24 protein-coding genes are annotated in these 19332 nt (G+C 72.0%); 8 read left to right on the forward strand and 16 right to left on the reverse strand.

The annotated features are described in order from the left end of the window. Window positions 1-131 precede the first annotated feature (131 nt). Complete coding sequence (locus EV383_RS29390; protein WP_130293241.1) at window positions 132-704, forward strand: RNA polymerase sigma factor; 573 nt, start codon at window positions 132-134, stop codon at window positions 702-704. Further along, window positions 701-1333 (forward strand): Asp23/Gls24 family envelope stress response protein, encoded by a 633-nt coding sequence (locus EV383_RS29395; RefSeq protein ID WP_130293243.1) that lies wholly within the window; start codon window positions 701-703, stop codon window positions 1331-1333. Before EV383_RS29390 ends, EV383_RS29395 begins: the two co-directional genes overlap by 4 nt. A gap of 49 nt (window positions 1334-1382) precedes the next feature. On the opposite strand, the gene EV383_RS29400 is transcribed toward EV383_RS29395, so the two are convergent. The 8 genes from EV383_RS29400 to EV383_RS29435 form a co-directional block, all read right to left on the reverse strand. Next, entirely contained in the window at window positions 1383-1658 is a 276-nt protein-coding gene (locus EV383_RS29400) for an Asp23/Gls24 family envelope stress response protein (protein ID WP_130293245.1), read from the reverse strand. A 118-nt stretch (window positions 1659-1776) separates the two neighbouring features. Next, window positions 1777-2655 carry a helix-turn-helix transcriptional regulator gene (locus tag EV383_RS29405; RefSeq protein WP_130293247.1) on the reverse strand — a complete coding sequence of 293 codons (879 nt, stop codon included), beginning with the start codon at window positions 2653-2655 and terminating at the stop codon, window positions 1777-1779. Window positions 2656-2712: 57 nt separating this feature from the next. Continuing rightward, window positions 2713-3678: an aldo/keto reductase gene (locus EV383_RS29410; protein WP_130293249.1), complete on the reverse strand. Its 966-nt coding sequence runs from the start codon at window positions 3676-3678 to the stop codon at window positions 2713-2715. 74 nt (window positions 3679-3752) lie between these two features. Continuing rightward, window positions 3753-4637, reverse strand: coding sequence for an aldo/keto reductase (locus EV383_RS29415; protein ID WP_130293252.1), 885 nt, complete (start codon window positions 4635-4637; stop codon window positions 3753-3755). Window positions 4638-4746: 109 nt separating this feature from the next. After that, window positions 4747-5970: an FAD-dependent monooxygenase gene (locus EV383_RS29420; RefSeq protein WP_207223696.1), complete on the reverse strand. Its 1224-nt coding sequence runs from the start codon at window positions 5968-5970 to the stop codon at window positions 4747-4749. Between the two features lie 79 nt (window positions 5971-6049). Then, the gene (locus EV383_RS29425; RefSeq protein ID WP_130293264.1) at window positions 6050-6904 is read right to left on the reverse strand and encodes an SDR family oxidoreductase; all 855 of its coding nucleotides are present in this window, start codon (window positions 6902-6904) and stop codon (window positions 6050-6052) included. Between the two features lie 25 nt (window positions 6905-6929). Further along, on the reverse strand, window positions 6930-7814 hold the full coding sequence (locus EV383_RS29430; RefSeq protein ID WP_130293267.1) for a SigB/SigF/SigG family RNA polymerase sigma factor: 885 nt from the start codon (window positions 7812-7814) through the stop codon (window positions 6930-6932). A gap of 234 nt (window positions 7815-8048) precedes the next feature. Next, window positions 8049-8339 (reverse strand): hypothetical protein, encoded by a 291-nt coding sequence (locus EV383_RS29435; RefSeq protein ID WP_130293269.1) that lies wholly within the window; start codon window positions 8337-8339, stop codon window positions 8049-8051. Window positions 8340-8580: 241 nt separating this feature from the next. Here EV383_RS29435 and EV383_RS29440 point away from each other — a divergent pair, with 241 nt between their 5' ends. The 4 genes from EV383_RS29440 (at window position 8581) to EV383_RS29455 (ending at window position 11985) form a co-directional block, all read left to right on the forward strand. Next, complete coding sequence (locus EV383_RS29440) at window positions 8581-9303, forward strand: GAF and ANTAR domain-containing protein (RefSeq protein WP_130293272.1); 723 nt, start codon at window positions 8581-8583, stop codon at window positions 9301-9303. 158 nt (window positions 9304-9461) lie between these two features. Further along, window positions 9462-9986 (forward strand): MarR family winged helix-turn-helix transcriptional regulator, encoded by a 525-nt coding sequence (locus EV383_RS29445; RefSeq protein ID WP_165438546.1) that lies wholly within the window; start codon window positions 9462-9464, stop codon window positions 9984-9986. Continuing rightward, on the forward strand, window positions 9983-11623 hold the full coding sequence (locus tag EV383_RS29450; RefSeq protein WP_423213672.1) for a chloride channel protein: 1641 nt from the start codon (window positions 9983-9985) through the stop codon (window positions 11621-11623). The genes EV383_RS29445 and EV383_RS29450 overlap by 4 nt, the downstream gene beginning before the upstream one ends. Before the next feature lie 71 nt (window positions 11624-11694). Next, window positions 11695-11985 (forward strand): YrhK family protein, encoded by a 291-nt coding sequence (locus EV383_RS29455; RefSeq protein ID WP_130293274.1) that lies wholly within the window; start codon window positions 11695-11697, stop codon window positions 11983-11985. 214 nt (window positions 11986-12199) lie between these two features. On the opposite strand, the gene EV383_RS29460 is transcribed toward EV383_RS29455, so the two are convergent. The 8 genes from EV383_RS29460 to EV383_RS29495 all read right to left on the reverse strand — a co-directional run bounded on the left by EV383_RS29460 (window position 12200) and on the right by EV383_RS29495 (window position 17544). Next, window positions 12200-12799 (reverse strand): alkaline shock response membrane anchor protein AmaP, encoded by a 600-nt coding sequence (locus tag EV383_RS29460; RefSeq protein ID WP_130293277.1) that lies wholly within the window; start codon window positions 12797-12799, stop codon window positions 12200-12202. Beyond that, window positions 12799-13332 carry a DUF6286 domain-containing protein gene (locus EV383_RS29465; protein ID WP_130293280.1) on the reverse strand — a complete coding sequence of 178 codons (534 nt, stop codon included), beginning with the start codon at window positions 13330-13332 and terminating at the stop codon, window positions 12799-12801. The genes EV383_RS29460 and EV383_RS29465 overlap by 1 nt, the downstream gene beginning before the upstream one ends. Further along, window positions 13329-13763 (reverse strand): Asp23/Gls24 family envelope stress response protein, encoded by a 435-nt coding sequence (locus EV383_RS29470; protein WP_130293283.1) that lies wholly within the window; start codon window positions 13761-13763, stop codon window positions 13329-13331. Before EV383_RS29470 ends, EV383_RS29465 begins: the two co-directional genes overlap by 4 nt. A gap of 4 nt (window positions 13764-13767) precedes the next feature. Beyond that, a complete protein-coding gene (locus tag EV383_RS29475; protein WP_423213673.1) occupies window positions 13768-13983 on the reverse strand; it encodes a hypothetical protein in 216 nt (71 codons plus the stop codon). Window positions 13984-14104: 121 nt separating this feature from the next. Next, on the reverse strand, window positions 14105-14416 hold the full coding sequence (locus tag EV383_RS29480) for an Asp23/Gls24 family envelope stress response protein (RefSeq protein WP_130293286.1): 312 nt from the start codon (window positions 14414-14416) through the stop codon (window positions 14105-14107). Beyond that, on the reverse strand, window positions 14413-14883 hold the full coding sequence (locus EV383_RS29485) for an Asp23/Gls24 family envelope stress response protein (protein WP_130293288.1): 471 nt from the start codon (window positions 14881-14883) through the stop codon (window positions 14413-14415). The genes EV383_RS29480 and EV383_RS29485 overlap by 4 nt, the downstream gene beginning before the upstream one ends. 485 nt (window positions 14884-15368) lie before the next feature. Then, on the reverse strand, window positions 15369-16313 hold the full coding sequence (locus EV383_RS32795) for a cold-shock protein (protein WP_130293290.1): 945 nt from the start codon (window positions 16311-16313) through the stop codon (window positions 15369-15371). A gap of 211 nt (window positions 16314-16524) precedes the next feature. Next, window positions 16525-17544 (reverse strand): LysR family transcriptional regulator, encoded by a 1020-nt coding sequence (locus EV383_RS29495; RefSeq protein WP_242623361.1) that lies wholly within the window; start codon window positions 17542-17544, stop codon window positions 16525-16527. Between the two features lie 65 nt (window positions 17545-17609). Here EV383_RS29495 and EV383_RS29500 point away from each other — a divergent pair, with 65 nt between their 5' ends. Then, a complete protein-coding gene (locus tag EV383_RS29500) occupies window positions 17610-18209 on the forward strand; it encodes a hypothetical protein (protein ID WP_130293292.1) in 600 nt (199 codons plus the stop codon). After that, window positions 18206-19087 (forward strand): mycofactocin-coupled SDR family oxidoreductase, encoded by an 882-nt coding sequence (locus tag EV383_RS29505; protein ID WP_278044859.1) that lies wholly within the window; start codon window positions 18206-18208, stop codon window positions 19085-19087. The genes EV383_RS29500 and EV383_RS29505 overlap by 4 nt, the downstream gene beginning before the upstream one ends. Window positions 19088-19332 lie beyond the last annotated feature (245 nt).

Raw genomic sequence — 19332 nt, forward strand, 5'->3', positions numbered from 1 at the left:
GGCCGCGTGTGAGAGCGTAGGCGCGCTCGAGCCCCTGACCGGCACGTCCGACAGTGCGAGCGACCCGATCGCCGCCACGGAGGACGCCCGCATGGAAGCCGCCCCGCTCCGCCGACATCACCGGTCGACGCGTGGCTGACCGGGGCCACCGTGCGGGTGAGGAGGAGGAGCTCGACGAGGCCGCCGACAACTGGCTGGTCGGGCAGGCCGCGTCCGGCGACATCGACGCCTACGAGGTCCTGGTCCGCCGGCACCGCAACCGGATCTACCGCATCGCGTTACGGATGCTCTCGAACCCCGACGACGCCGAGGACGTCGCCCAGGACGTGGTCATCCAGCTCTGGACCGCGCTGGCCGGGTTCGCCGGCGACAGCTCGTTCACCACCTGGCTCTACCGCATCGTCGTCAACCGGTGCCTCAACGTGATTCGACAACGTCGCCCGACCCGTCCGATACTCGAGACGGACCCGCCACCGACCGCCGGGACCGACGAGCAGGTCGTGGCCCGCCAGCGCGCGGCCGCCGCCGTGGCGGCCATCGGCGACCTGCCCCCCGAGCTCCGGGCCGTGCTGGTCCTGCACCAGATCGAGGGGCTGACCTACCAGGAGGTGGCGACGATCTTGAACGTGAGCGAACCCACCGTCCGGGGTCGCCTGCACCGGGGACGCCGGCGCCTGCTCCAGTCGCTGCGGAGCTGGGCATGACCGACACCGGCGATCTCGGCCCGCCCCCCGACGCGCTGCCGTGCGGACGGTCCGTCGACGACGTCCTTGACCAGGTCGCCGACGGGCGCGGCACCGAGCGCGACGCCCACCAGGCGCAGTGCCCGCACTGCCAGGCCGCGCTGAGCGAGTACGAACGCATCTGGGCACCCGTGCGCGAGCTCGGCGACGAGCGCGTCCAGGCACCCGACAGCATCCTGGAGACCGCGCTCGCCCAGATCCGCCGGGCCATCGAGCACCCCGACTACGGCGTGATCACCTCGCCGGACGGCCTGACCCGGGTGTCGGCGCGCGTCGTCGTCGTGGCCGCGCGCCAGGGCGCCCAACAGGTCCCGGGGGTCCGGGTCGCGCTGTCGAAGCACCTCGCCGGGGTCACCGGCGAGCCGGGTGCGCCCCTCGACGGGGACCCCCCTACCGACGTCGCCGAGGACGTCGCCGCCGGAGTCAGCGGCAGCAGTGCCGCCGTCCAGATCACCCTGGCCGCCGACTACGGCACCGACCTCGTCCGGCTCGGCGAGCTCGTCCGCAGCTCCGTCACCACCAGCGTCCGGGACGTCACCAGCCTCGAGCCGGCCCAGGTGACCGTCATCATCGACGACGTCCTGCCCTGAGTCGCCACCGCCGATCCGCCGCGCCGATCCGCGGGGCGACCGGCACGCGTCACTCGACGACCATGTCCTCGACGCTGACGACGACCGTCGCGTCGGGCACCACACCGCGGACCGCGGCACGGACCTCCGCCGCGATCTCGGTGACCGGGCACGGGTAGCGCCCCGTGACACCGAGCAGCAGGCCGTCCGGCCCCCGGACGACGCCGTCGATGATCGTGTCCCCGACGACGCTCCGGATGCCGGCACCGTCACCGGAGTGCAGGCCCGCGACGGACGGGCAGCGCAGGACGGCCGCGGCGATGTCCGCCAGCACGTTCTCGGTCACCTCAGCTCTCCCTTCGTCGGAGGCGCTCCCCCGTGGGACACGCTGATCCGACGAACCTCACGGCACCCGATCGTGGTGTCGATCACGACCGGTGCGCGTGCGGGGAGCGGCGGCGGGGTCAGCCGTCGCCGGAGCCCGGGACGTCGCTCGTCCGGTCGCTCGTCGCGGCCCAGCTGGCCAGGATCTCGAGGGCGTCGGCCGACGGGGACCGCGGCTCGGCGCTGTAGGCGAACATCGTGAGGTCCTGGTCGCCGCGCAGCTCCGCGACCTCGTAGGACAGGTCGAGATCCCCGACCACGGGATGACGCAGGCGCTTGACGCCGGTGTCGTGGTAACGGACGTCGTGCGCGGCCCACAGGGACCGGAACGTCTCGCTGCGCGTCGACAGCTCCCCGACCAGGTCGGAGAGGTCGCGGTCGTCGGGATGACGGCCGGCCTCGGCGTGCAGGATCGCCACCGCGTCGGAGGCGGTGCGGTCCCAGTCGCGGAAGAAGTCGCGGGAACGGGTGTCGAGGAACGTGAACCGGGCGGAGTTGACCGGGCGGGCGTCGGTGTCGAACAGCGGCGCGTAGAGCGCCCGGCCGAGGGGGTTGACCGCGACGATGTCGGCCCGGCCGTTGCGCACGAACGCCGGAGCGCCGACGAGCGCGTCGAGCAGCCGCTGCACACCCGGGCGGACCTGGGACTGGGAACGGCGGCGACGGGGCCGGGCCGGCGTCGTGCCGGCCCGGGCCAGGTCGTAGAGGTGGTGGCGCTCGGCGTCGTCGAGCTTCAGCGCCCGGGCCAGTGCCTCCAGGACGCTGTCGGACACGCCGGCGAGGTTCCCGCGCTCGATCCGGGTGTAGTAGTCGACGCCCACCCCGGCGAGCATCGCGACCTCCTCGCGGCGCAGACCCGGCACCCGCCGGCTGCCGGAGTGCGGCAGCCCGACCTGCTCGGGCGTGATCCGTGCCCGCCGCGAGGCCAGGAACTCGCGGATCTCGGTGCGTGGGTCCATGTCCACCACGGTAGGTCTCCTCGGTCGTGTGCGGATCCGTCCGGGAGCGTGGGGTGGTCAGCGCTCGATCAGCCGCATCTGGGCGTCGCTGTGGTGACCGCCGGCCGCGGGGGCCAGGTCGTCGAGGTGTCGCAGCTGCCCGTCCGTCAGCGTGACGGCGTCGGCGGCGGCGTTCTCCTCGAGCCGGGACACGCGCTTGGTGCCCGGGATCGGGGCGATGTCGTCGCCCTGGGCCAGCAGCCACGCGAGCGCGACCTGCGCCGGGGTCGATTCGGCCTCGTCGGCGACGACCCGGACCTCGTCGGCGAGGACCTGGTTGGCCCGGAAGTTCTCCGCGGAGAAGCGCGGCGTGGTGCGCCGGAAGTCGTCCTCGGCGAGGTCCTCCAGGCGGACCTGCCCGGTCAGGAACCCCTTGCCCAGCGGCGAGTACGGCACCAGCCCGATGCCCAGCTCGCGGAGCAGCGGCAGGAGCTCGTCCTGGTCGCGGGTCCACAGCGAGTACTCCGACTGCAGGGCCGCGATCGGGTGCGTGGCGTGGGCCCGGCGGATCGTGTCCGTCCAGGCCTCGGACAGGCCGAGGTGGCGGACCTTGCCCTGCTGCACGAGCTCGGCGGCCGCGCCGATCGTCTCCTCGATGGGGACGTCCGGGTCGACCCGGTGCTGGTAGTAGAGGTCGATGTGGTCGACGCCGAGGCGGCGCAGGCTGCCCTCGACCGCGGCGCGGACGTTGGCCGGGCTGGAGTCGGGGGCCTGCGACCCGGTGTGCGAGACCAGCCCGAACTTCGTGGCCAGCACGACCTCGTCACGACGGCCCGCGATGGCGCGCCCGACGAGCTCCTCGTTGACGTAGGGCCCGTAGACCTCGGCGGTGTCGAGGAACGTCACCCCGAGGTCCAGGGCGCGGTGGATGGTGCGGATGGACTCGGCGTCGTCGGAGCCCGCGCCGGTGTAGCCGTGGGACATGCCCATCGCGCCCAGGCCGAGCCGGGACACCTCGAGCGCGCCGAGCTGTGCTGTCTTCATCGAAAGGGCACCTTTCATGGCGGCGTCGCGCGGTTCGGTGCGGCGCCGTGGAGTGGGGGAACGCGGGCGGCGGGTCAGGCCTCGGGGATCTCGCGGCCGAACGACTCGAGCGTGACGGCCTCCGGCGCCGGGCCGCCCCGCACACCGGTGTCGAGCCCGTCGATCGCCGACAGCTCCTCGGCGGTGAGCTCGAAGCCGAACACGTCGATGTTCTCGGCGATCCGCGACGGCGTGACCGACTTGGGGATGACCTGGCGGCCCTGCTGCAGGTGCCAGCGCAGCATCACCTGCGCCGGAGACTTCCCGTGCGCCTGCGCGATCCCGACGATGACGGGGTCCTGCAGCGTGCTGCCGTGCGAGCCGTCGCGGTAGAACGTGATCCCGCCGATCGGTGACCAGGCCTGGGAGACGATCCCGTACCCGGCGTCGGCGTCGAGCAGCTCGGTCTGGCGGAAGTAGGGGTGCACCTCGATCTGGTTGATCGCCGGCACGACCGAGGTCTCCTCCATCAGCGCGGCCAGATGGTCGGGCATGAAGTTGCTGACACCGATCGACCGGACCTTGCCGTCGGCCAGGAGCTTCTCCAGGGCGTGGTACGCGCCGATCGTGCGGCCGAACTCGCCCGGGAGGGCCTGGTGAAGGATCAGCAGGTCGATCTGGTCCACACCGAGCTTGCCGGCGCTCTTGTCGAAGGAGTGCAGCGTCTCGTCGTAGCCGTAGTCGCTGATCCAGATCTTGGTCTCGACGAACACCTCGGACCGCCCGAGACCGGAACGACGGATCGCCTCCCCGACCTCACGCTCGTTGCCGTAGGCCGCGGCGGTGTCGATGTGGCGGTAGCCCGACGCGAGCGCCGTCTCGACGGCCGAGACCGTCTCCTCGGGAGCCGCCTGGAAGACCCCGAAGCCCAGGGCCGGGATCTGCACACCGTTGTTCAAGGTCAGAGCTGGGATTGCCATGACCTTCACGGTAGGCCCGTGCACCGGGTGCCGGCAGTGCACGACGAGACCGGTACCAGCAGTACCCCCCCCAGGTCCCCGGCGCCACACCGCCCGGGGGCCGAGGGGGCTACGGCCTCGCCGGGGAGGTGACCGGCCGACCGACCGACGGACCGGAGTCCGGCACGCCGGCGTAGTCGGGCAGCTCGACGCCGTTGACCGCGCGCTCGACCAGCGCCATGAGCGCATCCATGTCGGGCTCCGGTGGCGGCTCCCCGCCCTCCTCGGGGACGTCACGGCTCTGCACGTGCATCCGGCCGATCTCCTGGTTGGCCTCGACGAACGGGCGCATGCGCTCCTCGTAGCGCGCGAACCCGATCTCCGGGTCCCAGCCGGCGGCGGCCAGCTCCCCGGCCAGCAGGTAGGCACCGACCAGGGCAAGCCCGGTGCCCCCGCCGGACATCGGCGACGAGCTGAACGCCGCGTCACCGAGCAGCGCCACGCGACCGTCCGACCAGCGGTCCATGACCACCTGGGCGACCTGGTCGAGGTAGAAGTCCGGGGTGTCGTCGACGTGCTCGAGGATGCGCGGGGTCATCCAGCCGAAGCCGGCCATGCGCTCGCACAGCAGCCGCTTCTGGGCCTCGACGTCGCGGTGGTCGACGTCGAGGTCCTCGGCGCCGAACGAGAGCATGGCCATCGCCCGGTCGCCGTCCGGGAGCGGCCGCAGGCCGGCGGAGCGCCCGGAGTCCTGGTGGTCGACCATCCAGCGGTCCACCCCGAACTCGTTGGGCACGGTGTAGAAGGCCAGCACCATGCCGAGGTGGCGGACGAAACGCTCGTGCGGCCCGAAGACCGTCGCCCGCAACGCCGAGTGCAGCCCGTCCGCCCCGACCACCAGGTCGAAGCGCCGCCGGTCGCCGCCCGCGAAGACCACGTCGACCCCGTCGGAGTCCTGGGTGAGCTCGGCGATCCGGTCCCCGAAGACGTACTCGACGCCGTCGCGGGTGTCGTCGTGGAGCACCCGGGACAGGTCCCCGCGCAGGATCTCGATCTCCGAGACGTACCCGTCGCCGCCGTGGTCGTCGGCACGGAACGTCTCCAGCACGTTCCCGTCCGCGTCCACGGTGTAGGCGCCGACGGTGTCGGTGCGGGCCGCGCGCACCTGCGCGTCCAGCCCCATCCGCCGGATGACCTCCCTGGCCACCCCGCGCGCGTCCACCGCCTGCCCGCCGGGACGCAGCCCGGGTGCCCGCTCGACGACGGTCACCTCGGCACCCCGCCGGTGCAGCCAGTGGGCCAGCGCGGGTCCCGCGATGCTCGCCCCCGCCACCAGGACCTCGATACCGCTCACGGTGCCTCCTTCGTCGCGTAGTCGAAGGTAGGACGCCGGCGGGGCCGGAAAGTCATCGCCGGAGCCGTGGAGGGAGATGTCAGCCGGGCATCGTCTCGCCACCGACCGGCGCGAGGACCTCGCCGGTGTAGTACGACGACATCGACGGCGCGGCGAAGAACACGAACGACGGGGCGATCTCGTCCGGGTGCGCGGCACGGCCCATCGGGGTCTGTGCGCCGAAGGACTCCACCTTCTCCGCCGGGAACGTCGCCGGGATCAGGGGCGTCCACACCGGTCCGGGAGCCACGCAGTTCACCCGGATCTCCCGGTCCATCAGCGACTGCGCCAGGGCGTAGGTCAACGACTGCACCGCGCCCTTCGTCGCGGAGTAGTCGATCAGGTTCTTGTTGCCGCGCAGCCCGTTCACCGAGCCGGTGTTGATGATCGAGCCGCCCGCCGGGAGATGCGCCAGCGCCGCGCGCGTCACGCGGAAGTAGCTGTGCACGTTCACCTCGAACGTCCGCAGCCACTTCTCGTCGGTGATCTGCTCCGGCCGGTCGTAGGGCTCCTGGGTCGCGATGTTGTTCACGACCGTGTCGAGCCGGCCCAGCTCGGCCACCGTGCGCGAGACCACCTCGTCGCAGTGCGCGGCGTCGCCGAGGTCGCCGGCGATCGTCACGCAGCGGCGCCCCTGCGCACGCACCAGCGCGGCGGTGTGGTCGGCGTCGTCGTCCTCGGACAGGTAGGACAGCGCGACGTCCGCGCCCTCCTTGGCGAAGGCCACGCACACCGCCCGGCCGATGCCGGAGTCACCGCCGGTCACCAGCGCGACCGTGCCGTCGAGCAGGCCACGGCCGATGTAGTCGCGCATCTCGTCACGCGGCGCAGGGTCGAGGTCGCCGGTCCGTCCGGGAGAGCCCTGCTGCTGTGCGGGCGGGTTCGGGTCGGTCATGGGGTGTCCTTCTTCCGTGGGGCGTTCACCGGGTCGTGATCGCCTGCCCGGGGCTCGCCGGGACAAACGTCGCCGACGGCGGGTTCCCGGCCCCGTCGTCCGGCTCGACGGCCGCCATCTGCGTCCGCAGCTGCTCCAGGGTCCGGCTCAGCAGGCGGGACACATGCATCTGCGACACCCCGACCTGCTCGGCGATCCGGGTCTGCGTCTGCTCGCTGTAGAAGCGCAGCAGCAGGATGGTCCGTTCGCGCTCGGGCAGTTCGTTGATCAGCCGGCGCAGCGTCCCGCGCTGCTCGACGACCTCCAGGTCGGTGTCCTCGCTGCCGAGCCGCTCCCCGATGCCGGGCTCACCCTCGGCGGTCGGCGCATCCAGCGAGGAGGCCTGGTAGGACTCCATGGCGGCGAGGGTGTCGACGACCTCCTCCACGCGCACCCCGGTCTCCTCCGCGAGCTCGCTCGGCCGCGGAGCACGACCCAGCCGGTGCGTCAGCACGTCGGTGGCCCGCCGGACCCGGACGCTGAGCTCCTTGAGGTCGCGCGGCACCCGCATCGCCCAGGTGTGGTCGCGCAGGTAGCGCATCATCGCGCCCCGCACGCTCGGGACGAGGTAGGCGAGCGCGCCCCGGGTCGCGGCGTCCGGGTCGTATCGGTCGATGGCCTTGATCAGTCCGACGACGCCGGCCTGCTCGAGGTCCTCGGACGAGTGTCCCCCTGTGGCGTAGCGCCGGGACAGGTTGTGCACGAGCGGGAGGAACTCACGGATCAGACGGTCGCGCCGCTCCTCCCGGCCGGGGTCGCCCACCGTGCTCTCGGCGTGCCGGCGCAGGTCGGGCTCGAGGTCGTCGTAACCGTCACGGCCGTCACGGCTCCGGGCCGGTGTCGTGGAATTCGTGAACTCTGTCGTCGTCATCAACACTCCATGCCGGGGCGCGGCACGCACGACGGGTACCGACGAGCGGTAACGGTTGCGCGGCGTGTGTCCGGCGGGCCAGAGGGGCCTGCTACACCGGAGCGCTGGAGGACTCAACGCGCCTTCGCCGCACGACGGCGGCGATCTGTCCCGACGGTAACGCCGACCACGGAACGGGGCAACCACCGTCCGGAGTCCGACCGTCACAGGACGGCGCGCCCTTCCCGTCCGGGCTCAGCCCTCGGGCGCCCCCGAGGACCGGGTTCCGGCACCGCCGGCGCGCACCCGCTCGATCAGACGCTGCCGGGTCCGGCGCTCCAGCACCTCCCTCGAGACGTCCGCCGAGGGGGCGTCCAGCTCGCGGTGGCACTCCCGGATCACCTCGTCGATGACCTCGGCCGGGAGGAACGTGCCGAACTCCACCCCCACGCGTGCTGCGGCGTCGGCCGCCCCGGCCGGTGGGCGGACCGGACCGGCCTCATCGGCCCGGCCGGCGCCGTGAACGGATCGCTGCGCGGTGACCATCGTCGTCCCCTTCTCCTCGTGCCCACGACTCCGTCGTGGACGGTCCCGGGTGGACGCCTACCCGGCCCGGCGGCGTCGAATCGTCGGCCGGAGTACCTGCCCGGCAAGGGCACGAGCCGGGCGGGCCGCCCGGTCCGGCCACAGCGGGAACCGGCCGGAGGGGTCGGATCGGGCGGCGCGATGACGTACCTTCGTCGACGACGCCGAGCAGCGAACGCCACCCGATACGAGGTGTATCCCCGTGCGCCCCGACAAGAGCGACGAACTCGTCATCGCCCTGCGCAACGCCGGACGCGACCTGGTCGCCCGGCGCAGCATCTCCGACCTCGAGCAGACCCTCGCCGAGATCGTCACCTCCGCCGTCGACACCGTTCCCGGGGCCGACGCCGGGGGGATCTCCATGACCGAGAACGGTCACGTCACCTCCCGGGTCCCCACCGACGAGGGCGTCAACAAGCTCGACCAGCTGCAGTCCGAGCTCCACGAGGGACCCTGCATCACCGCGGTCGAGGACCCGCCCGACGACGGCGTGGTCCTGGCCCGGGACCTCGCCGAACCGCCCGACTCCGACCGGTGGCCCCGCTTCGCCCTCCGAGCCGCCGACACCGGTTACCGGGCCCTCATGTCGACCCAGCTCACGACCGACGGCCCCCTGCGCGCGGCGCTGAACCTCTACTCCCGCACCCCGGGCGCCTTCGACGACGCCGCCCGCACCGTCGCCGGTCTCTTCGGCGTCCAGGCGGCCCTGCTGCTCTACGGCGCCACCAACTCCTCCCAGCTCAGCCAGGCGCTGGCCACCCGCGACGTCATCGGCCAGGCCAAGGGCATCCTCATGGAGCGGTTCGGCATCGACGACGAACGCGCTTTCCAGATGCTGGTGCGCTCTTCTCAGGACACCAACCTCAAGCTCGTCGACGTCGCCCGATGGCTCACCACGAGCGAGAAGGGCCGACCTCGCGCGTGACGCAGCACCGCTCACCGATGACCCCGAGGGCCTGACGGGACGACGACACCTGGTGATGGTCGTGGACGTGCGCGTCCCGGATCTGCGACGGTCCGGCGTGAGCAGGACGACACCCGCGGCCGGGCGCCGAGAAGATTGCATAGTGCAATGATAGCTTGATGCAACGAGATGCGGAGCCGTTCCCGGGCTCGCCCCACTCTGTCGCGGACGAGGTCCGGCACACCGAGGACGAGCTCGTCGACGTGGTGATGACGGCGAGCCGGGCACTGCTGGCCGTGGCCGCACGGTCGCTGGCCGCGGTCGACGAGGACGTGACCCTCCCGCAGTACCGGGCACTGGTGGTCCTGGCCCAGCGCGGCGCCCAGCGACCGGCCGACCTCGCCGCCGCTCTGACGGTGACACCGTCCACCGCGACGAGGATGTGCGACCGGTTGGTGGGCAAGGATCTCGTCGTGCGCGATCGCTCGCACGACGACCGGCGCGAGGTGACGGTCTCGCTGTCGACGGCGGGACAGGACCTCGTGCGGGACGTCACCGTCCGGCGCCGGGCCGAGCTCCGGACGTTGCTCGCCGCCATGCCCGAGGAGCGCCGCACCGACGTCGTGGAGGGCCTGCGGTCCTTCTCCGAGGCCGCGGGCGAACCCTCGGAGCCGGACTGGGCGATCGGCGGTGCCCGCCCGTGAGCACCGGCGACCTCGCGGACTCGACCTCGACCCGACCCGGCCCTCTGACCTCGGCGCGTCGCTGGCTGGTCGGGACGCGGCCGGGGCTGGTCGGACTCGCCCTGATCATCGGGGTCGGAGCCGGGCTGGGCGCGGTCGTGTTCCGGTTCCTGATCTTCGGCATCACCGGGCTGGTGACCGGCCGGACCGACTACAGCGACGCCGGACGGGTGCCCAGCACCCACTTTCCCGAACTGGGGATCTGGTTCCTGCTCCTCGCGCCGGTCGTCGGCGGCCTGATCTACGGCCCGCTGGTCAACCGCTTCGCACCCGAGGCCCGCGGGCACGGTGTCCCCGAGGTGATGTTCGCCGTCGCCCGCAACGGCGGCCGGATCCCGGCCCGTGTCGCCGCGGTCAAGGCGCTCGCCTCGGCCCTGTGCATCGGTACCGGCGGCTCGGTCGGCCGGGAGGGGCCGATCGTGCAGATCGGGTCCGCGCTCGGGTCCTCGATCGGGCAGTGGCTGCGGGTGCCCTCGAACCGGCTGGTGCTGATGGTCGCCTGCGGCGCCGCCGGCGGTATCTCGGCCACCTTCAACGCCCCGATCGCCGGGGTGCTGTTCGGCCTGGAGATCATCCTGCGCGCTTTCACCGCGGAGGCGTTCGGCATCTTGGTGATCTCCTCGGTGACCGCGAACGTGATCGCCCGGACGATCGTCGGCGACGACACCATCCTGTCGCTGCCGCACTTCGCCCTGGGCTCGGTGTCCGAGCTGCCCCTCTACGCCCTGCTCGGCCTGCTCGCCGGGCTGCTCGGCTGGGTGTTCGCGCGCTTCCTGTACCTCGTCGAGGACGCCTGCGACGCGGTGTGGCGCGGTCCTGAATGGCTGCGCCCGGCCGTGGGCGGGGTTCTCCTCGGGGGGTTGCTCCTCGCGCTGCCCCAGATGTACGGCGTCGGCTACCCGGTGCTCCAGGAGGGGATCTCCGGCGGGTACGCGCTCGGATTCCTCCTGGTCCTGCTTATCGGCAAGATGGTCGCGACGAGCCTGACCATCGGTATCGGTGGATCCGGCGGCGTGTTCGCCCCCTCGCTGTTCGTCGGCGGGATGGCCGGAACGGCCTTCGGGATCGTCGCGGACGCGCTGTTCCCCGCCCTGCATCTGTCTCCCGGCGCGTTCGGCCTGGTCGGCATGGCCGCCGTGTTCGCCGGCGCCGCCCACGCGCCGATCACCGCGGTCCTGATCGTGTTCGAGCTGACCGGCGACTACGCGGTCATCCTGCCGCTGATGGCCGCCGTCGTGCTGGCCACCGGAATCAGCCACCTGGTGTCGCACGACACCATCTACACGCTCAAGCTCCTGCGCCGGGGTGTGGACATCGATGCCGACTCCGGTACCGACCGCGTCCTGCGAACGGTGACCGTCGGAGATCTGATGACGCCGGCCGCGCCCGGACCACCGGCGGAGCCGGCCTCCTCCGATCCCGGCGCGCCGGTGGACGTGGAGCTGCGTCCGGAGAGTCCGGTCCACGACGTCCTCCCGGAGCTGTCCGCACGACCGGGACGGACACTGCCGGTCCGCAGGCAGCCGGACGGTCCGGCCGTCGGGTACCTGAGCGAGCACGACGTCCTGGAGCACCTCCGCCGTAGCTCGGGCCCGTGACGCCGGGCTCCGGTGACACGGCCCGCCCCGGGACCCCGACGCCACCACCGAACGATCGGACCACCCACACCATGACCGACGCGGCCTCGCCGATCACCATCACCATCGGCCACGACGAGCTGATCATCCGCCGGCGCTACGAGGCGCTGAGCATCGTGAACGACATCCTGATCGCGATCTGGTTCACGATCGGCAGCATCCTGTTCTTCTCCGACGCGACCACCTACGCCGGCACGTGGCTCTTCCTCGCGGGGAGCATCGAGCTCCTGATCCGGCCGGTCATCCGGCTGACCCGCCAGGTCCACCTGCGCCGGATGCCGGGGGGCTCCGGCACCACGCACGAGACCGGCCACGACTTCTGACCGGTCCGACGTGTCAGACGGCGTCGAGGGCAGCCCGGCGGCCACCGCCACTTCGCCGGTGAGCCCGACGGTGTGGCCGAGTGGTTCGCCGCCTACCGGGCCACCAACCGTTCACCTACCCGCGACCCCACCTGGTGAGCCGGTCTGCGAGAACCGGTCGCGGGGAGGCCACGAGTCACACACAGCCGTGGAGAGCTCGGGTCGGACGTCCTGCTCAGGAGAGGCGGGCACGTCCGCTGTCGGGACCGGTCAGACGCAGGATCATGTCGACGTCCGCTCCGTCGCTGTCGAGCGCCGCGCGGAGTCGGACGAGGGCGTGGGAGGTGATCCGGTCGCGCAGGACGGCGAGATCGGCGGTGGTCTCGGCGGTGACCTCGAGGTGCACGACGGGGTGGCGGTGGTCTCCGACGAGAGCTGCGGCGGCTTTGCTGACGTGCTCGTAGCCCTCGATGTCGGCGGCCAGCGCGTCCGCGGCGTGGTCGGAGTCGAGCGTCGTGACCCCCGTCGGCGAGCTGTCGCCGCGGTCGCCGAGCGTCCAGGTGCCGGTCTTGGGGCGGCGCCGGGTCTGGGCCAGCAACCATCGCAGGCACAGCAGTCCGACGATCACGGCGACGACGATGGTCGCGTAGGCCGCCCAGGTGGGCGGACTGATCCGGTCCGGCAGCAGCGGCGCCGAGGGGTCGAGTCCGGGGAGGACTCCACCCAGCAGTCCGGTGCCGAACGCCAGGCCGAATCCTCCGGCGAGCAGGAGCAGGAGGCCGAGAAGGATCAACAGGGTCCTGTTGAGCCGGGCCGGCCGGTTCGGACTGGCCATCATGTCTCCTTGTCGGTCGTGACACGGACCCGCAGGCGCTGGGGCCGGGCGGGCCCGATCCGGGCGAGCTGTTCGTCCAGTGCGGCGCGGACCTGCGTCTTCTTGTCGGCGGGGTCACCGAAGGCGACGTGTGCGGTGACGGCGGTCGTGCGGCCACGGGTGCGCACGCCGGCGCGGGTGACTCCGTCGACGGTGGTGGCGGAGTCGGTCAGTGCCCGGTCGAGGCTGCGCCGGGAGATGCCGGTCTCGATCCCGGTGCCGGAGTCGGTGAGGGGGATGACGGTGGGGTTGCCCGGTCGTATCGCGACGACGAGGAGGAGCAGGCCGACGAGTGCGACCACCGCAGCGGCGGCCAGGACGGCGACGCCGTCGCCGGTGAGCTGCGCACCGGCCTGTGCCATGGCCGAGAAGGGCAGGAGTGGCGTCCGGCCGAGCAGGTTCTGCACACACGACACGGCCACGAGCACGCAGACTGCGAGCAGTACGACGGCGACCAGGGATGCGGCGAGGGTGCGACGGGGACGGCGGATCATGCGAGTTCCCTGCGGTGGGTGGGTCGTGCCGGTGTGGTCAGGGCGGTGACGGTGATGTCGACGTGGGTCACCTGCATGCCGGTCGACGCGGCCACACGCACGGCCAGGTGACGCCGTGCACGGTCGGCCGTCGCGGCGACGGGGGCCGGATAGCTCACGCTCACCCGGGCGTCGAGGGACACCGACCCGCCGGACACGGTCGCGGTCACCCGCGGGCGCTGCTCGGCATGGTCGGACCCCATCGGGAGGCCGAGCACGCGGCGGGCGGCGCCGCCGATCTCGTCGATCTCGTCGAGCACGGCGGCGCTGATCTTCTCCACGGCGGTGTCGGCGATCGAGAGTGATCCACGGTCATCGGGGGCCGTGTCGGCCCGGTGACGACCGGGGCCGCTCGTGCCCGGCCGGGCTGCCGGGACGTTCGGGCTGCTCATCGGGTCAGCGACGACGGTCGGTGCCGCGACCGGACAGGCCCGAACGCTCGGAGAGCTCCGAGAGGTCGAGGTCGCCGTCGAGGTAGCGGCCGACCAGCAGGCCGATCGCACCGAGGATCAGCGCGACGATGAAGCCGCCGAATCCCCCCACGACACCGGCGATGCCGAGGAGCAGACCGGCGAGCAGACCGAGCTGGGTATTGCTCAGGGCGGAAATCATGAGAGATCACTCCACAATGGATCGTATGTTCGGGAAGGCGGTGTGCCGTGAGAATTGAGGGACTGCAGGGCCGGCCGCGTCGGTGACGCGGCCGGCCCCGACCGCGCGGTGTGCCCCGCGGCTATGCGAGGTGGTCGACGGCGGCCGCGTAGTCCTCGACGACCACGAGTGCCTGGACCGGACTGGGCCCGGCGGCGGCGATGGCCGCACGGACCTGGCCCTCGATCTCCGGGACGGGGATCGGGTAGCGGCCGATCACATGGACCTCGACCGCACCGGGCCGGACCCGGACGCCGCTCACGCGGCGACCGGGCAGGTAGGTGGCGACCTCCCCGAACGGCCCCGGGTGCAGCCCGGCCACCGCGGGGCAGCTCAGGACGATGGCGGCGACCAGGTCCGGGTCCGGCTCGCCCGGCGAAGGCGCCGTGGTCACGCCACCCGGGCCGACGACTCGGGCCGGGCGGGCTGGTCGTCGTCGTCGGAGGGCAGGTAAACGTCGTCGACGGAGATGTTGACCTCGACGACCTGCAGACCGGTCATGCGCTCGAGGGCGGAGATGACGTTGCGGCGCACGGCCTTAGCCAGGTCGGCGATCGCGACGCCGTACTCGACGACGAGGTTGATGTCGACGGCGGCCTGCTTCTCCCCGACCTCGACCGAGATGCCCTGTGAGGCGTTCGTCGACGCGCCGGGGATGCGCTCACGGATGGCGCCGAACGCGCGCGCCGCGCCGCCACCGAGGTCGTGGACCCCGTGGACCTCACGGGTGGCCAGGCCGGCGATCTTGGACACGACCGCCTCCGCGATCCGGGTGTTGCCGTTGCTGGTGACCAGCGCGGCGTCGCCGGTGGCCGGACCGGGGGTGGGACGGGCGGGGCTCGACGCGCTCGGGGTGCTCATCGGACGGACTCCTTCTCAGACCATGACCCCGCGTGACCGCTGGGATCAGAAATCGGGACAAGACCCGACTACGGCGCCTTGACCAGTGATGACGGCGTACACCGAGCGTGTTCACTCGATGGGCCGACACACATAGGACACCGACTCCGCGCCGTCCTCACGCCGGAAGCGGGTGATCGCGGTCACGCCGGCACCACTCGAAGCACTGCGTCGATCGAGGCCCTCGCGCGGCCCGGGAGCGACCATCACATCGGCCACCGGCCCGGATACGACCCCGGGCTGTCACCACAAGATCAAGGACCGCACCTCGACCCAAGTAGTTGCTGAGTCACGGATCACGTCGGACGGACAGCCGCCGATCGGACCGGCTAGCCCGTGTGGAGCTGACCCTGCGACCAGGGCGACACGACGGCGGCGTGACGACCGAGGCCGGCACGATCCGATCGCCGCCCTGCACGCGTCGCGCCGATCGGCCGGCCGCCTCGTCAGAGGCGTTCGACGCGGTCGGCCTGCGGGCCCCGGTCGCTCTGACGCACCGCGTACCGGACCCGGTCACCCTTCTGCAGCGGCTCCGACCCCATGATCACGGACACGTGGGCGAAGAGATCGTCGCCGCCTGCGTCCGGGGTGATGAAGCCGAATCCGCGGTCGCCGTCGTAGCGCGCGACGACGCCCTCGCCGGCTCGTGCGGGAACGTCGCGCCCCGCCGAACCCGCGGCCGGTGCCGACCGCTGCGGCGGCGCCGCCTTGGGTTCGGCGCCCCGGACCAGGTGCACGTCGCGGGCCTGCGGGCCCTTCTCCGCCGTGGCCACCTCGTAGGCGACGCGGTCGCCCTCCACGAGCCACGTCAGTCCCTCGGTCAGGGCCCGGGCGTGAACGAAGACGTCCTCGGCGCCGGAGTCGGGGGTGATGAAGCCGAAGCCCTTGTCCTCGTCGTACCAGGCCACCGTGCCGTCGGCATCGTCCGCGGTGCCGTCCGCAGCGGGTGTACCGGCCCCCGCTCCCAGCGGGATCACGTGCCCGGCCTGCGGGCCGCGGTCGCCTTCGACGATCACGAAGGCCACCCGCTGCCCCTCGGTGACCACGCCGCCGGTCACGATGGCGGAGCTGTGCACGAAGATGTCGGCGCCGCCGCCGTCCGGCGACGCGAAGCCGTACCCCTTGCCCGGCTCGTACCAGTTGACGGTGCCGAGCAGGCCCACGGCGCTGCCGGTGGCCGCTTCGGCGGTGACGCGGACGCGCAGCGCCTGGGGCCCGCGGTCGTTCTCGCCGACCTCGAACTCGACGGCCTGACCCTCGCGGAGCTCTTTCGCGCCGCCGTCCGTGACGACCTCGGAGGCGTGCACGAACACGTCCGGCGAGTCGTCCTCGGGCGCCAGGAAGCCGAAACCCCGTTCGGCGTCGAACCAACGGACGGTCCCCTGCGGCATCGAAGGCTCCAGGTCGAGAGAGGGCGGGCACTGGCCCTCAGTCTCTCTGACAGACCTCGCGGTCCGTCGGGCCGGGCCCACAGGCGAACGGTGCGGAGCCGGGGACGGGCCGTTCGTCCGCCCGGCGACACGCCGAGTTCTGAGATCAGGTGTCACGACGGCATCGGAGGCCATGTCGCCGGCTCAGATCACCCTGGCTCCGACCGCTGAGCTACCCACCGGCACTGTTCTTCACGGAGACGTCGTCCCGCACCACATGCACAGCCCGGCGAAGTGCCGCGACGAGCGGTGTCCGATCATCGATCCGGGTGCAGAGAGAAACCGGGCAGGGCTCGATGTCGGCGACGGGGAGGTAGACGACGTCGGGATGGCGGCAACTGTCGACCACCGAGCTGCCGGTGATGGCGACGGCCTCACCGGAGGCGACGACTTCGAGGAGCTCGTCCATGGTGTGCACCGTGGGCCCGTAGCTCACCGGTACACCGCTGGGTCGCGGGTCACAGGCCCACCACCGCACCCACTGCTCGTCGGTCTCGTCGTCGGTGACGTGCGGTTCGCCGTCGAGGTCGGCCAGCTCGACGGCCGCGCGGGTGGCCAGCCGGTGGGTGGCCGAGAGCGCGACGACGCGCGGTTCGTGGCGGACCACGTCGAGCCGTAGCCCGTCGGCGTCGACGATCGGGGGCCGGACGAGTGCGGCGTCGACCGCCCCGGCGCGGACCGTTTCGGCTTGCTCGCCCCAGGCCAGTTGAACGAGCTGCACCGACGTGCCGGGGATCTCGCGCTGGACCAGGTCGATGATGCGCCGCGTGTGCGTGCCGGTCGCGGCGGTCATGAATCCCAGTCGCAGGACCCCGGCGGCGGCACGGCGGTGTGCCTCCACGGCCGCCACGGCCCGGTCGGCGGCGGCCAGGGCGGCGCGTGCTTCGGTCAGGAAGCGACGGCCCGCCTCGGTGGGAACGAGTGGGTGTGCACTGCGGTCGAGCAGGTCCGCGCCGAGCTTGCGCTCGAGCGTGCGGATCTGCTTGCTCAAGGCCGGCCCGCTGACGTAGAGCCGTGCCGCCGCCCGCCCGAAGTGCCCCTCGTCGACGACCGCTACGAGGTAGCGCACGAGGTGCAGATTGAGATCCACGACGACCTCCTCTCGCAGGACAGTGTCGCACGTCATCTGCTTCGCAGGCCATTCACCTGCAGTGATAACCGAATGGTTCAGATCGTCGACGAGAAGTGTCATGGACGCGCCCCCGACGCGACGCGAGTCTTCCTGCAGTCCCGCCACCGACGTCAGGAGCCACCACCATGGGCCGCTACGACCACGAGTTCACTCACATGTTCGCCGGGCTGGAGAAACAGCTCGAGGGCATCGACAACCCCCGCCACCGGAAGATCCTGAAGAACTACCGGCGCCACGGGCTGCTGGAGGTCGCCGGGCGATACAAGGAGCTTCTCGCCCCGGACATGACCGTCGAGCACCCGCACTACCGCCTCCACGAGGGCGGCCAGACGATCGTGCTGGACGGGATGGAGCAGGTCGTCGGGTTCTACGAGTCGCTGATGGCCGCCAACGCGATCGTCATGTGGGTGGCCGAGCAGGACATCGCGGTGGCCGATCACGGCTTCTCCGGCGAGGTCGTGTTCAACGCGTTCGTCCCGGCGCCGATGCTCGGCGACAGCGCGTTCGTCGACATCCGCGCCGAAGAGGATCCCAGCGAGATGTATCTCCTGCGCCGGACCCTGGCCTTCGTCTGGCCCTACGACGACCGCTGCCGCCTGATCGGCGAGCACGTCTACGAGGACGCCGCCTCTCGCGAGATCATCGAGCCCGACCCGGCCGACGTCATCACCGCCGAACGCGCCGCCGAGCTGCTCGCCCCCGAGATCGACCGGGTCCTGCCGTGAGCATCTCCTCCGCCGGCGCGACGTCGGTCGACGGGCGCCTCGCCGGGAAGGTCGCACTGATCACCGGCGGGGCCCGCGGGCAGGGCCGCGCACACGCCGTCCGGTTCGCCGAGGAGGGCGCCGACGTCGTCCTCGTGGACCTGTGCGCTCCGGTCGCGTCGGCCCCCTACCCGACCGCGGCCCCCGCCGACCTCGAGCAGACGGTCGAGCTCGTCGAAGACCTCGACCGCCGCGCCCTCGCCGTGCGGGCCGACATCCGCGACCTGACCGCCCTGCAGTCCACGGTCGCCGACGCCGTCGCCGAGTTCGGCCGGCTCGACATCGTCGTCGCCAACGCCGGCATCGCCAGCTACGCCCCCGCACTGGAGATGGAGGAGTCCACCTGGCAGGAAATGATCGACATCAACCTCACCGGGGTGTGGAAGACCATCCGCGCCGCCGCACCCGCCATCATCGACGGCGGTCGCGGCGGTGCGATCGTGCTGACCAGCTCGGTCGCCGGGCTGATCGGATTCCCGACCCTGGCCCACTACTGCGCGGCCAAGCACGGCCTGGTCGGGCTCATGAAGGTGCTCGCCCTGGAGCTCGCGCCGCACCAGATCCGCGTGAACTCCGTGCACCCCACCCACGTCGACACCGACATGATCCAGAACCCCGCGATCTACAGCCTGTTCACCGGCGGAGCGCCCGACGCCGACCGGACCATGGCCGCCGCGGCGATGAAGGACATGCACGCCCTTCCCATCTCCTGGGTCGACCCGGCCGACATCAGCAACGCCGTCGCCTGGCTCGCCTCCGACGAGGCCCGCTACGTGACCGGCGTCGCTCTGCCCGTCGACGGCGGCATCACCGCGCCGTTCAAGATCCCGCACATCTAGCCGGGGGATGCGAACGATCTGCTCTACAGGCCTGAACGGTGAGGACCTCGAGCATCTGAGCGACCCACACGCTCAAAGAGGCCACGCCGAGTATTTCCGGAAGCACCGTGGACCATCGTGCGACTGCGTTGGAGGCTGCGAAGGAGGCCACACGGAATCGGGTTCTCGCCGGACCGGAAGCCCGCGTCCCTCTGATCGGCCGTGTCGACCTGCCCGGCCGGCGGCGGACCGCCACATGGCGGGCG

This window comes from Pseudonocardia sediminis (assembly GCF_004217185.1).
Classification (GTDB): domain Bacteria; phylum Actinomycetota; class Actinomycetes; order Mycobacteriales; family Pseudonocardiaceae; genus Pseudonocardia; species Pseudonocardia sediminis.

Excerpts from the sequence above, each read along its gene's own strand:
- EV383_RS29415 (WP_130293252.1), bottom strand. The coding sequence starts at position 4,637 with ATGGCAATCCCAGCTCTGACCTTGAACAACGGTGTGCAGATCCCGGCC.
- EV383_RS32795 (WP_130293290.1), bottom strand. The coding sequence starts at position 16,313 with ATGCCGCAGGGGACCGTCCGTTGGTTCGACGCCGAACGGGGTTTCGGC.
- EV383_RS29430 (WP_130293267.1), bottom strand. The coding sequence starts at position 7,814 with ATGACGACGACAGAGTTCACGAATTCCACGACACCGGCCCGGAGCCGT.
- EV383_RS29445 (WP_165438546.1), top strand. The coding sequence starts at position 9,462 with ATGCAACGAGATGCGGAGCCGTTCCCGGGCTCGCCCCACTCTGTCGCG.
- EV383_RS29470 (WP_130293283.1), bottom strand. The coding sequence starts at position 13,763 with ATGAGCAGCCCGAACGTCCCGGCAGCCCGGCCGGGCACGAGCGGCCCC.
- EV383_RS29455 (WP_130293274.1), top strand. The coding sequence starts at position 11,695 with ATGACCGACGCGGCCTCGCCGATCACCATCACCATCGGCCACGACGAG.
- EV383_RS29435 (WP_130293269.1), bottom strand. The coding sequence starts at position 8,339 with ATGGTCACCGCGCAGCGATCCGTTCACGGCGCCGGCCGGGCCGATGAG.
- EV383_RS29395 (WP_130293243.1), top strand. The coding sequence starts at position 701 with ATGACCGACACCGGCGATCTCGGCCCGCCCCCCGACGCGCTGCCGTGC.
- EV383_RS29495 (WP_242623361.1), bottom strand. The coding sequence starts at position 17,544 with ATGACACTTCTCGTCGACGATCTGAACCATTCGGTTATCACTGCAGGT.
- EV383_RS29485 (WP_130293288.1), bottom strand. The coding sequence starts at position 14,883 with ATGAGCACCCCGAGCGCGTCGAGCCCCGCCCGTCCCACCCCCGGTCCG.
- EV383_RS29475 (WP_423213673.1), bottom strand. The coding sequence starts at position 13,983 with ATGATTTCCGCCCTGAGCAATACCCAGCTCGGTCTGCTCGCCGGTCTG.
- EV383_RS29500 (WP_130293292.1), top strand. The coding sequence starts at position 17,610 with ATGGGCCGCTACGACCACGAGTTCACTCACATGTTCGCCGGGCTGGAG.
- EV383_RS29425 (WP_130293264.1), bottom strand. The coding sequence starts at position 6,904 with ATGACCGACCCGAACCCGCCCGCACAGCAGCAGGGCTCTCCCGGACGG.
- EV383_RS29465 (WP_130293280.1), bottom strand. The coding sequence starts at position 13,332 with ATGATCCGCCGTCCCCGTCGCACCCTCGCCGCATCCCTGGTCGCCGTC.
- EV383_RS29410 (WP_130293249.1), bottom strand. The coding sequence starts at position 3,678 with ATGAAGACAGCACAGCTCGGCGCGCTCGAGGTGTCCCGGCTCGGCCTG.
- EV383_RS29460 (WP_130293277.1), bottom strand. The coding sequence starts at position 12,799 with ATGGCCAGTCCGAACCGGCCGGCCCGGCTCAACAGGACCCTGTTGATC.
- EV383_RS29405 (WP_130293247.1), bottom strand. The coding sequence starts at position 2,655 with ATGGACCCACGCACCGAGATCCGCGAGTTCCTGGCCTCGCGGCGGGCA.